We start from the raw sequence: 12872 nt of genomic DNA, 5'->3' as shown, positions 1-12872 counted from the left end.
CCGGGTAGCTTCAGCTTTGCGCCGCCTGGGGCACAGTGGGCGGATGAATCATGTGCAGGTACTGACGGTGGCGTTCATACTGATCAAGTATGTCGCCGATTACGTCATCGTGGCTCCAGCCCATAATGTCGTAATCTTGCCCGCCTTCGCGCAGATGGACCTCGGCACGGAAGTAGCGACGCTCTTCTTCATTGTCTTCTTTGTCGGGAGTAAGGCTGGGTCGCATCTGCTCCAGCGGATGGACGGCATAAGAAAAGTCCATATATTGGCCGTGATGCTTTACCTCCAACGTCATTTCTCCATGCTCGCCGGTTTCACCGACAACCACCTCATACCCCTGACGCTGCAGTTCGCTCGCGACCGCCTGCATGGCCGGTTGCACCACATCATTCATGAATCGCAGCACATGCTCACGGCGCGGCATCAGAATCATATTGCGCAGGCGCCGCTGCCAGGGCTGATTGTTGCCCAAAGGAGCGGATCGCGTAACCGTCTGGTAACGGATACGACGCTTGGTGGCGTCTAGTTTCAGTGCCTTGAACAACCCCCATAAGGCCAGAAGCAAAATAATGGAGAAGGGCAGGGCACTGGCAATGGTTGCGGTCTGCAAGGCCTCCAGACCATCGGCCAGCAACAGGGCGATGGCTACCACTCCCATGAGTGACGACCAGAATATGCGCTGCCATACGGGTGACTCTTCGGCACCGCCCGAAGCCAGCAGGTCGACGACCAGTGCGCCCGAGTCAGCAGAAGTGACGAAGAAGACGATAACCATGATGATGGCGATCATCGATGTAATGCTGGACAAGGGTAAATGTTCAAGAAATGCGAACAAGGCCAGTGAGCTGTCCTGGCTGACCGTTTCGGCAAACCCTTTGAGACCATCGATCAGTATGAAATGGATGGCGGTGTCGCCAAATACCGTCATCCACAATAGCGTGAAGCCTGCAGGTACCAGCAGCACGCCTCGCACGAATTCACGTATGGTGCGGCCGCGCGAAATGCGTGCAATAAACAGCCCCACGAATGGAGACCATGCTATCCACCAGCCCCAGTAGAACAGTGTCCAACCGCCGATCCAGTCGTTGGGTTCGTAGGCATAAAGATTGAAGGTAATGTTGACCAGGTCAGACAAATAAGAGCCGGTGTTCTGCACAAAGGTCTGCAGGAGAAACACAGTAGGGCCGAGCACCAGCACAAAAATCAGCAACAAGGCAGCAAGCGCCAGGTTGGTCTCGGACAGTATGCGTATGCCCCGATCAAGCCCGCTGGCAACGGAAATGGTTGCAAGGCCACAAGCGATCACGATGAGAACGATTTGAACGGGAACGCTGACGGGAAGGCCGAACAGGTGATGCAGACCACTGTTGATTTGTGCAACGCCCAGGCCCAGTGAGGTGGCGATGCCCAGGACGGTGCCGATAATGGCAAAGATGTCGACGGCATGACCGATAGGGCCATAAATGCGATCACCGATCAGGGGGTACAGTGCTGACCGCAAGGTAAGCGGAAGCCCGTGGCGGTAGCTGAAAAAGGCGAGAATCAGACCAACAATTGCATAAATTGACCAGGCATGCAGTCCCCAGTGGAAGAATGTAATCTTCATGGCGTTGCGCGCGGCTTCAAAGTCTCCGCCTACGCCCACCGGCGGGTCAATAAAGTGCATCACGGGTTCGGCCACACCAAAAAACATCAGGCCTATACCCATACCGGCCGAAAACAGCATGGCAAACCAGGTAATATCGCGAAAATCAGGCTGGCTGTGGTCGGGGCCCAGCTTGATGTCCCCGTACCGGCTTACTGCCAAAAATATAACGGCCAGCAAAATAATGGCCACGGTGAGAATGTAAAACCAACTGGCGTTGCCGAGAATCCAGGCCTGCGTGGCACTGAACAACGCCTGTGCTCGCTTGGGTGCGAGAATGGCAAAGGCCACCAGCACAAAAATAAAGGCGGAGGCCGTTAGAAAAACGGGTGGGTTAATCGTGCTTTTTTTTAGGAATTTCACGCATACTCTCCTGGACGATTACCGGACAAGGCGGGTAAAGCTCATGCAGTAACTGCACCAATGTGCGGCACAGCCACTGCATAATATTAAGGCTGAACTGAATATTCGTAGTCAATTATCAGCGGCGCATGGTCGCTGAACCGCTCTTCTTTATAAACGAATGCAGACTTGGCTGTGGCTGCGATGTCTTTGCTGGCAACCTGATAATCGATACGCCACCCGACGTTATTTGCCCAGGCCTGACCTCGGTTGCTCCACCACGTATAAGCTTCGCCTGTGGTTTCGGGGTATAGGCTGCGGTATACGTCAACCCAGCCAATTTCCTCAAAGATACGCGTCATCCATGCCCGCTCTTCGGGCAGGAAACCGCTGTTCTTCTTGTTGCCCTTCCAGTTCTTCAGGTCTATTTCCTGGTGTGCAATGTTCCAGTCGCCGCAAATAACGACGTCGCGCCCGCACGCAATCAGTGTGCGCAGGTGGTCGAAGAAATGATCGAGGAAGACATACTTGACGTCCTGGCGGTGGTCGCCACTGGAGCCGGAGGGCAGATACAGCGAGATAATCGACAACTTGTCATAGACCAGCTCAAGATAGCGCCCTTCACAGTCGATTTCGGGCACGCCCAGACCTTCAATGACCTGCAGCGGCTCGGTGCGCGCGTAAATGCCAACGCCGCTGTAGCCCTTTTTTTCTGCATAATGAAAGTAGCCGAAATAGCCGGGCGGGTTAAGCATCACATCAGTCATGTTGTCGGCCTGCGCTTTGAGTTCTTGCATGCAGACAAACTCGGCCTGCTGGTTCGGTAGCCAGTCGAGAAAACCTTTTCTGACTGCAGAGCGGATGCCGTTGAGATTGACGGAAATTATTCGGGTCATGGTGTCAGTCTTGAAAATGGTTAATCGTGGTTGCCTGCACCGAACCGGAAGCTGGAGACGGTAATGTTGGCAAATGCGGTTTTTTCATGATAAACACAGGTGACAGGCTCGTCTTCGGCAGCCCCCGTGGCGACCATTAGCGGGATCAAATGGTCTTCTTCTGGGTGGGCCTGCCGTGCACAGGGGGCTGTCTGCCACTGGATAAGCGCTTTTTCGCGTTCCTGAGGTGGCAGTGCAAGCATGACGTGCTGCAGCCAGGCATCAAATTGCGCTGAGGCCTCTGAACCGCCTCGGTATATTTCGCGCAGATTGTGATAACTGAGCCCGCTGCCGACAATGAGTACGCCTTCTTTGCGTAGTGGTGCCAGTGCACGCCCCAGGCTCAGATGCAGTGCGGGGTCGTAGCCGGCATTGATGGATAGCTGGGTAATGGGGACGTCGGCGTCCGGGTACATGATGCTGGCCGGCACAAACGCGCCATGATCAAAGCCTCGCGTTTCATCTGACTGAACGTGCAGGCTGGCGCCGTTAAGCAACTGGCTGACCCGATCTGCAAGCCAAGGGGCTCCGGGGGCGGGGTAGCTGATCTGGTAAGTATGCTCAGGAAACCCATGATAGTCATACAGCATGGGGGGCTGGGCACAGGCCATTACCTTGAACCCGTCCTGACTAACCCAGTGTGCCGACACCATCAGTATGGCTTTGGGCCTGGTGACCAACTGCCGGGGGATATCGGCCAATGACTGGGCCAGCAGCGCGTTAGCGGACTGCATCTCGGGCATATAAGGCCAGGGGCCGCCGCCATGGGAGATAAAGTATGTGGGGAGTATCATGGTTTGATTGAAACACAAATGCCCGGCCTGAGCCGGGCAGATTAGGTTTGTGGCAGTAGGCAGGCCTAGGTTTTATGACGCAGTGCGTCGATGCTCCACGGCCCGGCGCCCGCTGCCCAGATATAAAGAAAGACAAAGCAAAATAGCACTGCCGCGTCGCCGCCATTAAGTACGGGCAGCAACAGCGCGCCCTTGCCGGCGACATGCCCTATAAAATAAGCAGCGGCGGTAAAGCCCGAGGCAATAAAGGCGGCAAACCGTGTAAACAGGCCAACAAGAAGCAGCGCGCCAAAAACCAGTTCTATGATGGCGGCGGCGCCACCGAGCGAGGCGAGGTGTAGGGTGCTGGACATGCCAATATCTGGCGCGCCAAACAGTTTGGCTGTGCCATGAATTAACAACAAATAGCCGCTGACGATACGCAATGCACTTAGTACGCGCGGGGCCCAAGTGGCGCAGGCGGTAGATGTCATGGTGATCTCCCTGAAAGTGCGGCCCGACAAGGTCGGAAGTTTTCTGAGACCAGGCAATGAGTTGCGCTGGCGCAATGCAAGAAGCCAGGGAATATTATGAAATTCTTAACCCAGATGAATGCCCGTAATAGTGTAATTGACGCAGCGCAAAAAATATATCTGCAATCGAGGTGTGCTGGCCGTTTTCATGGGCCCATCGTGTATGAACGATAATAGCGTTTTATTTTTAACTCTCTGAATCATGAGCGACTCACATAATCGCGCCGATTTCGTCCGTTTTTCGCTGGAGCAGGGCGTCCTTCGCTTTGGTAGCTTCAAGGTAAAGTCTGGTCGTATCAGCCCCTATTTTTTCAACGCTGGTCTGTTCAATACTGGCAGCACGGTTGGGCGGCTGGCCCAGTTTTACGCGCAGGCGCTGGTTGACTCTGGGCTTGAGTTCGACATGCTGTTCGGGCCTGCCTACAAGGGCATTCCGTTGTCCACGGCGACGGCGGTGGCATTGGCCGGGCACCCGGGGTTGAAAGGGCGCGACGTGCCGTTTTCCTTCAATCGAAAAGAGGCAAAAGATCATGGCGAGGGGGGCACTTTAGTAGGTGCCCCGCTGCACGGCCGGGTAGTCATTATTGACGATGTCATTACTGCAGGCACGTCGGTGCGCGAGTCGGTAGAAATCATACGTCAGGCCGGTGCCGAGCCAGCCGCCGTTTTAATTGCGCTTGACCGCATGGAAAGGGCCGGTGCAGACGATGCGTTGTCGCCGCATTCGGCGGTGCAAGAAGTCGCCAGCCGCTACGACATGCCGGTGATCAGCATTGCCTCGCTCGATGACATTATGAGCGTACTGCGCGATGATGCCGGCCTGGCCGAGCATCGTGACGCCGTGGCGGCATATCGAGGCAGGTACGGCGTCTGACACCTGGCAGAGGGTTGCGTTTCATCAGTGCAAGCCCTGTTCGTACCGGTCAGCAGCACAGCCACTGGCAATCGACAATACAGCTCTGTATCGCTCGTTAAGCTTGTGGGGCCGATGAGGTTGGACATGCCCGCCGCACTGTTGCGGGCCGTCATGCGAGAGTGGTGCGCTTGGTGGTATAAGTCAGTATCGACGGTGTAATCTTTCGCCTGGCCCATACGGCGGGCAGTGTTAGACTCAATTTCCAGTTTGCACACCGGCGTAACGAGGCTCTTGCATGGCAGTTTTTCTTCCCGCATTAAAGATAGCGCTTCCGTACATAACCCAGGCTGTCGCGGCAGCCATCCCGGCGTTTACGTCCAGACCGGTAAATGGGAAAGCTGATGACGTAGTACCCGAGCAAATAGCAGAACTTCAAGCTGCAGTTACCCAAAATGCCGAAACCGTACAAGGCCTTGCCGTTCAGATGAAAGAAATCATCAAAGACGCCGATGCCGGAATGGCTGCGATGCAACAGCAAATTACGATGTTGCGACGTTTGGTCATTTTGTGTTTAGGGGCGGTTGCGGTGGGCATTGTGGTGATAATCTGGCTGTTGGCACAATAAACTGACCCTAAGACGATTTAGCGATAAAGAGGTTATACCTACCATGACTGACAAATTCGAAGCCGAAATCTTAAACGCCATAAAGCCGTTGTTGGTCCCGTATCTGGAGCAGTCAAAAAATCATAAATTTGATGTGCGGCCTGGCTTCATCGAAGTAATTTGCCAACAGGATGACAGTGACGTTACCGACGCGACTATCCTGCAAATCAGCGTCGATCACGACCAAAAGCAGTTGCAGATTACCCGTCTCAATACGCCGGGCATTATGAAGGGCCTGGGCTTGGGAAAAAGGTTAATCAAAGAAATCTATATAAGCGCTAAAGCACACGGTTATGAAGTCTTCGTCACCAACATGACGCCGGGTTTTTACGAGCGACTGACACGACGCGGTGCCCGGTCTTGTAACGATGAAATGGTTCAGATCAACGACGCTACGGTTCTTGCTTGATGAGGGGCATCCCCATCGCGCTTCTTATGGGTTGTTTCTGTGGGGTCATTAATCGCACTATCGCGCCAAATGTGCTCTGAACACAATCGAAAATGTGCCGACGCTATTCGACGAGTAGCGGTCGGTGTGCTGTATTACATGCTTGCTTACAAGGCCCGGCGTTTATCGTGCGGGCGCAACGTCCTATGAGTGAATCACTTCGGCTAAATAAATATTTGGTAGACCATTATTCCTGTTCGCGCAGCCAGGCTGAAAATTATATTGAAAGCGGCTACGTCAGCGTCGATGGGCAGGTAATCGAAGAGCCCGGGTTTCGAGTCGGTCCACAACAAAAGGTCGAACTGGCCGAAAATGCACACGGCGACGAGCATCGACCCGCCACCATTTTGCTGAACAAGCCTGCCGGGTACGTTCTGGATGATGCAGGTTACCCGCATGACTTGATCGTGTCGGCGAACCATGCCTCTGACGACCCCTCGGGGCGGCCGTTTCTGAAAAGAGACTTGAAGGGGCTTATTGTTCCGATGCCGCTAGCCCCTCAAGCCAGCGGGCTAATTGTTTTTACACAAAATCCTGTTATTGCGCGCAAGCTGCTCAAAGATGCCGTCCGGATCGAGCACGAATACGTGGCAGACGTTGAAGGCGAATTGTTGCCCGACGGCCTGGCTCGACTGAACCATGGTTTGCTTTGGCAGGGCGCTCCGTTGCCTCCGGCAAAGGTCAGTTGGCAGAACGAAACGCGTCTGCGCTTTGCCCTGAAGAACCCAACTGTCGACATGATTGCCGATATGTGTCGTCAAGTAGGCCTGACGTTAACGGGCATCAAGCGCATTCGAATCGGGCGTGTTCCCATGGCTAAGCTTGCGACGGGCCAATGGCGCTATCTGACTGACAGCGAACGTTTCTGACCTAGCCGCTGAGGTATGTGAGTGTGGCGACGTGTTCCATTATGTTCATGCGTTTGTAGCAAGCACTGACTATTCGCACGCTATTCAAGTTCGCAATCATGTACGGTAACTGGAGTATGGTTTGGTGAAAGCCGAAAGCCGAAAGCCGAAAGCCGAAAGCCGAAAGCCGAAAGCCGAAAGCCAAAGACTAAAAGCCCAACACAGCAGACTGCAGACTGCAGACCGAATGCCAAATACCGCAGACCGAACATCGAACTACGATGTGGGTATGATTGCACTCGGCCCGTCGCCGGTATCGACAGGCTGAGTGCTATGCAACGCTATTTATACGCCTCTACCATTGGGGCGTAGGTGCGCGTAGGATCCAGTTTGTCGAGGGTAAGAACGCCATAACCGCCTTTGGCCTCATCCACATAGAAGTTGTAATAGCCTTTTACTGTCTGGATCTGTTTCACTATTGCGCCATGGTGGTACATCCCATACGCGCCTTCCGTATCTGTATCGTTGGGTGTTTGCTTCCAGACTTTGTCATCAAACTGAAAGTGCATGGCCCCGAGTATCTGTTGCGGGTTGGCCTTTTGGTAGGCGAGCGCACCCTGTAGTTGATCCCGTACAAAGGCTGGCGTGAAGTAACTTTCAGCGCGGCTTAAGCCTATCTCGGTAAACAGAATGGGAACGCCAAACTGCTTGTAAGTTAGCTGAACCAACCCTGGCCCGTGCTTTCGGCATTTTCGAAGAGGTATTCTTTGCTGTTATAGGTATTTGGGCACAGCATAAGCCTATCTTTGTAGGGGGCAGTTCGTGGGTCGGTCAGCAACTGGTTAAATTGCTTCCAGCTCGGCATGTTTTGCCCGCCCGGCCCGAACGGCGCACCCTGTGGCACAAAGGTAACGGGTACGCCTACCGGAACGTTTTTGCTAAAGCCCCGTTTGTCAGCCTCCTGAATAAAACGCGCAACCAGGCCGATGACGTTACCGTAGTACTGGCCACCATTTTCCCTATCCAGCTCGTTGGATATGATCACACCGGCTACGGCCGGATGCCAATCCGTCCCGTTTTTGTTGCTGAAGTTGCCAGGTTTAAAATAGCTCGGAACCTGCTCGTTCCATACGCTTGGGCTCTGAGTTGGCAGCCAGTTGCTGATGGGTACGACCACTTTAATGTTAAGGCTGTCGGCGTAATCCAGAAACTGGCTGTGATCGTTTCGCGGATCCCAGTCATAGAGCCGTATAAGGTTAATGCCAAGGCTCTTCATTGTTTTAAGATCGTTGCGACAGCTTGGCTCGCAGCTTTGCGATAGATACGACTGGGTTCCCCACAACGATCCGGTTTGTTTGCGGGCGATGTCGCTACCAAAATAAATATAGGTGTTGTTGGCGGTAGACGGGTCGTAGCCCTGACCAAAGGCCTGGTAGCCAGTGCCCTTGCCCGGCACCGGAAAGCGGGAAAACGCCCCTGAATCAATACTTAGTACAGCCTGGTTTAGTATTTCGAGAGCGCCAGATGTCTGGCCCAACAACTTGGTTGTATAGCTGACTTGATTCGAGGCTTCGTCATATACCGGATCAGTTAGCGTCAGAAAATACAGCTTTAATTTGCCGGTGGCTGTGGTTCCGAACAATGCTGCATTGGGTGGTGAGTCTTTAAAAACGTAAGGCCACTGCGGGAAAAAGTAAGACATTGGCCTGCTGTCTGAATACTGCCCCGGTGCATTGTCTACCCAGATCATGTCAGGGCCGGCATCGCTCATCACAACTTTGTACTGATCCGACACGGCCGTAGGCTGCAAAACAGCCTGACTGGCGTATTGAATGTACGAAGACACCGATTTGTCGTCCACTGCATTGTTCAGGACGTTGATCGTGACGTTGGTGAAAGCCAAGGTGTCAGCGCTCACTTGATCGAAGGTATCGTTCAAAATCTTCACATCGAACGTTATCGTCTTAGACTTTTCATTGTAGGAAGGCTTGGACAAAGATACATACAACCCATCGAGCTCATCGCTTCCAGTCCGTTGAAATGAAACGGTGGCGTTGGGGTTGACGTCGCCGTAGGCGCTGCGCCAGAACGCTGCATTAATGTAGTCTTCAATCGGCGTGGACCCGACCTCTTGGCTAGGGCGGTCGGTATACCACAGCGCTGTAGGTTCGGGGTTGTCCAGCGTAAGTATCCAGGAGTCTGTGCTCCCCGGCTGAGCGGGTACGATCCTGCCGTTTTTTGAGGCGATCACATGGATTCGTGAAGAATATTGATCGTCAGAGGTGGCCGAGTCACTGCTGTCGCTGGTGCTGCAACCAGCCACAAGTGAGCATGAAGCCAGCGCGATTACCCAGCTCAAAAAATGCTTGAATTTCATGGTCCTGCTCCAGAGTCGTACTGACCGCGCTTTGCTCAGGCTGGGGTAATAGTCACGCTACGATATGGGGCGTGAGCACGTGGCGCCTGGCTTTGGGTGTGTAAAAAACTTGAAGGCTGGCCCTGGCTAGGGCATGTTGAGACGACTAAGGCCCGGCCTTTTTTATGCGCCAGTGGGCGTTATCGTTGGGCCCGGTCAGATTGGCGGCTAGCACTTTGCGTGTGGCGGAGTTCATGGATGCTCCTTGCGCTGTCATCGAGGCGCCAGATCATCTGCCATGGCCGGCAGAAGACTATATGGTGCAAACAGTAACATTCACTGCCCGGTTTCGTCTAAGTATTTCGAACTTATGAACGCCGTGCTGGCGGCGATGCTGGTGATACCCAGCGCTGCCGCCTTTGCCCTCGTGCAGCCAATGAAAAAGCCTGACGAGGTTTCTGTTAGCTAAACAAGAGTGTGTTTAGCCCAGTTTTTCTTTAAGTAACTGGTTAACCTGCTGTGGGTTTGCCTTGCCTTTGGCTGCTTTCATGATCTGGCCGACCAGAGAGTTAAATGCCTTCTGCCTGCCTGCCCGGTATTCTTCAACTATGGCAGGATGCGCAGCCAGGACCTCATCGATAAGCGTGCCGATAGCCCCTGAGTCGCTAATTTGCTTGAGCCCACGTGCGTCGATGATGGCATCGGCATTGCCATTGTGTTCGCCGGCCCACATGGCGGCAAACACTTCACGCCCCATCTTGTTTGAGATGGTGCCATCAATAATGCGCTGGATCAGCCCAGCCAGTGCGGTCGGTTTGACGGGGCACTGGGCTAACTCGAGCTCTTCGCGGTTAAGCGCGGCAGATACTTCGCCCAATACCCAGTTGGCGGCCAGTTTGGCCTGATCGGCGGGTAGCAGGGCGGCGGTAGATTCGAAGTAATCAGAGGTGGCGCGGTCGTTGGTGAGCTGGGCTGCATCGTAGGCGGTGAGCCCGAGCTCTGTGGTAAACCGTGCTTGCTTGTGGGCAGGCAGCTCTGGCATGGTGGCGCGAACCCGCTCTATCCATTCTGGCGCAATGATCAGGGGTGGCAGGTCAGGGTCAGGAAAATAACGGTAATCGTGCGCATCTTCTTTGCTGCGCATACTGCGGGTTTCGTCGCGGTCAGAGTCATACAGCCGGGTTTCCTGAACAACAGTGCCGCCGTCTTCGATTAGCTCGGTTTGGCGCCGCACTTCGTACTGAATGGCCCGCTCCATGAAGCGGAAGGAGTTAAGGTTTTTGATTTCGCAGCGTGTGCCGAATTCGGCCTGGCCCTTGGGGCGCACGGAAACGTTGGCGTCGACGCGAAACGAGCCTTCTTGCATGTTGCCATCGCAGACGCCCAACCAGACCACGAGGCTGTGCAAAGCGCGTGCAAAGGCGACTGCTTCGGCAGCAGAGCGCATTTCAGGTTCAGAAACAATTTCTAGCAGCGGTGTGCCGGCCCGGTTGAGGTCAATGCCGGTTGAAGATTCGCCGTGAGGGCCGGTGAAGTTTTCATGCAGCGATTTGCCCGCATCTTCTTCGAGGTGGGCTCGCGTAAGGTTTATCGTTTTTTCTTCGCCATCAAGAAAGAACGTAATCGAACCACCCTGCACGACGGGGATCTCAAACTGAGTGATCTGGTAGTTTTTGGGTGAGTCGGGGTAGAAATAGTTTTTGCGTGCAAAAATTGAGCGTGGCGCGATATGGGCGCCGACGGCCAAGCCCAGCTGTATAGCCCGCTCGACGACGGTTTTGTTTAGCACGGGCAAGCTTCCGGGCAGCGCCATATCGACTTCATTGGCGTGTGTGTTTGGCTCAGCCCCAAAACGTGTGCTGCTGTCAGAAAATATTTTTGACTGGGTGCGAAGCTGTGTGTGCACCTCAAGCCCGATGACGGTTTCCCATTGCATTATGCGTGTTCCGGTTTGCGTTGATGCCAGTCGGTATGTTGCTGAAACTGGTCGGCCAGTGCCAGGAGCGAGCCTTCGCTAAAGTAGTTGCCGATAAGCTGTAGCCCTATGGGCAGGTTGCCGCGAGCACCGCCAAAGCCGCAGGGGATGGACATGGCTGGCAGGCCTGCCAGGCTTACGCCCAGGGTGTAGATGTCAGACAGCCAGTCTGCGACCGGATCATCGCGGTTTTCGCCGATTTGCTTGGCAACGCTGGGTGTAACCGGCCCCATGATGACATCGCAATGCTGTGAGAACGCCTGCTGGAAATCATTGACGATAAGGCGACGTACGCGCTGCGCCTGTAAATAATAGGCGTCGTAATAGCCATGAGAAAGCACATAAGTACCCACCATGATACGGCGCAAGACCTCGGGGCCAAACCCCTCGGTGCGCGACCGGCTGGTCATTTGCTGGATATCACCATACTCGGCAGCGCGGTGGCCGTAGCGGACGCCATCGTAACGGGACAGGTTGCTGGATGCTTCGGCCGGTGCAATGACATAGTAAGTGGGGATGGAAAGCTCAGTGCGGGGCAGTGAAATTTCGACCCGTTGAGCCCCCAGCGCCTCGAACTGGCGTAGCGCCGTTTCGACAGCAGCAGCCACATCGGGTGCCAGGCCAGCCCCGAAGAATTCGGCGGGTACGCCTATGCGCAACCCTTTGAGCGGCTGACTGCCTGCTGCCTGCTGCACCTGCACTGCGGCATCGAATTGCGCACGGATACGGCCAGGCTCGTTAGCCTGTTCGTCGCAGGTTTCGAGGCTGGTGGCGTCGCGTGGGTCAAACCCGCTCATGGGGTCGAGCAGTTCAAGCAGGTCACGTGCGTGGCGAGCAATGGGGCCAGCCTGGTCGAGGCTGGAGCCATAGGCGATCATGCCGTAGCGTGAAACTGTGCCATATGTGGGCTTGATGCCGCTGACACCACACAAGGCAGCGGGTTGCCGCACGGAGCCGCCCGTGTCAGTGCCGGTTGCAGCCATGATGAGACCGGCCGCCACAGCGGCCGCAGAGCCGCCCGACGAACCGCCAGGCACGGCGTTGGTGTCCCATGGGTTGCGAACGGGACCGAAGGCCGAGTTTTCGTTGCCCGAGCCCATGGCGAACTCGTCACAGTTGAGCTTGCCCAGGCAAACTGCGCCGGCGTTCTGAAGCCGGCTGACGACGGTGGCGTCAAAGGGGCTGACATATTGACCCAGCATTTTGCTGGAGGCCGTGGTGCGCCAGCCTTGAGTGACAAAGACATCTTTGTGGCCAATGGGCACGCCGGCCAGCGCTGGCGCGGCCTGATCCTGAGCCAGCAGGCGGTCGACCACATCGGCCTGAGCCTGGGTCAGCGCCGGATCAACGTGAAGAAAGGCATTGAGGTCAGTGCGCGCCTGAATGGCAGAGAGTGCGCTGTCAGCGAGCTCGCGCGCGCTGATTTTTCGCGCCTCAAGCGCTTTGCGCAAGGATGCGATACTGTCGAATTCTTGATGTAGGGACATGCTGGGCGAC

12 protein-coding genes are annotated in these 12872 nt (G+C 55.0%); 4 read left to right on the top strand and 8 right to left on the bottom strand.

What is annotated here, in order from left to right; genetic code table 11:
* Positions 1–10 precede the first annotated feature (10 nt).
* The 4 genes from FQ179_RS19040 to FQ179_RS19025 all read right to left on the bottom strand — a co-directional run bounded on the left by FQ179_RS19040 (position 11) and on the right by FQ179_RS19025 (position 4189).
* On the bottom strand, positions 11–2008 hold the full coding sequence (locus FQ179_RS19040) for a choline BCCT transporter BetT (protein WP_149398901.1): 1998 nt from the start codon (positions 2006–2008) through the stop codon (positions 11–13).
* An 86-nt stretch (positions 2009–2094) separates the two neighbouring features.
* A complete protein-coding gene (locus FQ179_RS19035; RefSeq protein WP_149398900.1) occupies positions 2095–2883 on the bottom strand; it encodes an exodeoxyribonuclease III in 789 nt (262 codons plus the stop codon).
* Between the two features lie 20 nt (positions 2884–2903).
* Positions 2904–3716, bottom strand: a complete 813-nt coding sequence (locus tag FQ179_RS19030) for a class III extradiol ring-cleavage dioxygenase (RefSeq protein WP_188074663.1) — start codon at positions 3714–3716, stop codon at positions 2904–2906.
* 65 nt (positions 3717–3781) lie between these two features.
* Positions 3782–4189: a DoxX family protein gene (locus FQ179_RS19025; RefSeq protein WP_188074662.1), complete on the bottom strand. Its 408-nt coding sequence runs from the start codon at positions 4187–4189 to the stop codon at positions 3782–3784.
* A 241-nt stretch (positions 4190–4430) separates the two neighbouring features.
* Here FQ179_RS19025 and pyrE point away from each other — a divergent pair, with 241 nt between their 5' ends.
* The 4 genes from pyrE to FQ179_RS19005 all read left to right on the top strand — a co-directional run bounded on the left by pyrE (position 4431) and on the right by FQ179_RS19005 (position 7065).
* Positions 4431–5102: an orotate phosphoribosyltransferase gene (pyrE, locus tag FQ179_RS19020; RefSeq protein WP_149398898.1), complete on the top strand. Its 672-nt coding sequence runs from the start codon at positions 4431–4433 to the stop codon at positions 5100–5102.
* Positions 5103–5379: 277 nt separating this feature from the next.
* Complete coding sequence (locus FQ179_RS19015) at positions 5380–5709, top strand: hypothetical protein (RefSeq protein WP_149398897.1); 330 nt, start codon at positions 5380–5382, stop codon at positions 5707–5709.
* Positions 5710–5752: 43 nt separating this feature from the next.
* Positions 5753–6157: a GNAT family N-acetyltransferase gene (locus FQ179_RS19010; RefSeq protein WP_149398896.1), complete on the top strand. Its 405-nt coding sequence runs from the start codon at positions 5753–5755 to the stop codon at positions 6155–6157.
* A 185-nt stretch (positions 6158–6342) separates the two neighbouring features.
* Positions 6343–7065, top strand: coding sequence for an rRNA pseudouridine synthase (locus FQ179_RS19005; protein WP_149398895.1), 723 nt, complete (start codon positions 6343–6345; stop codon positions 7063–7065).
* 320 nt (positions 7066–7385) lie between these two features.
* On the opposite strand, the gene FQ179_RS19000 is transcribed toward FQ179_RS19005, so the two are convergent.
* The 4 genes from FQ179_RS19000 to gatA form a co-directional block, all read right to left on the bottom strand.
* Positions 7386–7772 carry a hypothetical protein gene (locus FQ179_RS19000; protein WP_149398894.1) on the bottom strand — a complete coding sequence of 129 codons (387 nt, stop codon included), beginning with the start codon at positions 7770–7772 and terminating at the stop codon, positions 7386–7388.
* A complete protein-coding gene (locus tag FQ179_RS18995) occupies positions 7760–9421 on the bottom strand; it encodes a hypothetical protein (RefSeq protein WP_149398893.1) in 1662 nt (553 codons plus the stop codon). The genes FQ179_RS19000 and FQ179_RS18995 overlap by 13 nt, the downstream gene beginning before the upstream one ends.
* 460 nt (positions 9422–9881) lie before the next feature.
* Positions 9882–11336, bottom strand: coding sequence for an Asp-tRNA(Asn)/Glu-tRNA(Gln) amidotransferase subunit GatB (gene gatB, locus FQ179_RS18990; RefSeq protein WP_149398892.1), 1455 nt, complete (start codon positions 11334–11336; stop codon positions 9882–9884).
* Positions 11336–12862 (bottom strand): Asp-tRNA(Asn)/Glu-tRNA(Gln) amidotransferase subunit GatA, encoded by a 1527-nt coding sequence (gatA, locus tag FQ179_RS18985; RefSeq protein ID WP_149398891.1) that lies wholly within the window; start codon positions 12860–12862, stop codon positions 11336–11338. The genes gatB and gatA overlap by 1 nt, the downstream gene beginning before the upstream one ends.
* Positions 12863–12872 lie beyond the last annotated feature (10 nt).

Origin of the sequence: Pusillimonas sp. ANT_WB101 (genome assembly GCF_008369125.1) — a bacterium.
GTDB lineage: Bacteria > Pseudomonadota > Gammaproteobacteria > Burkholderiales > Burkholderiaceae_B > Allopusillimonas.
Note: the sequence above shows the minus strand (reverse complement) of the source record. Positions and strands in the feature narration are given on the sequence as shown.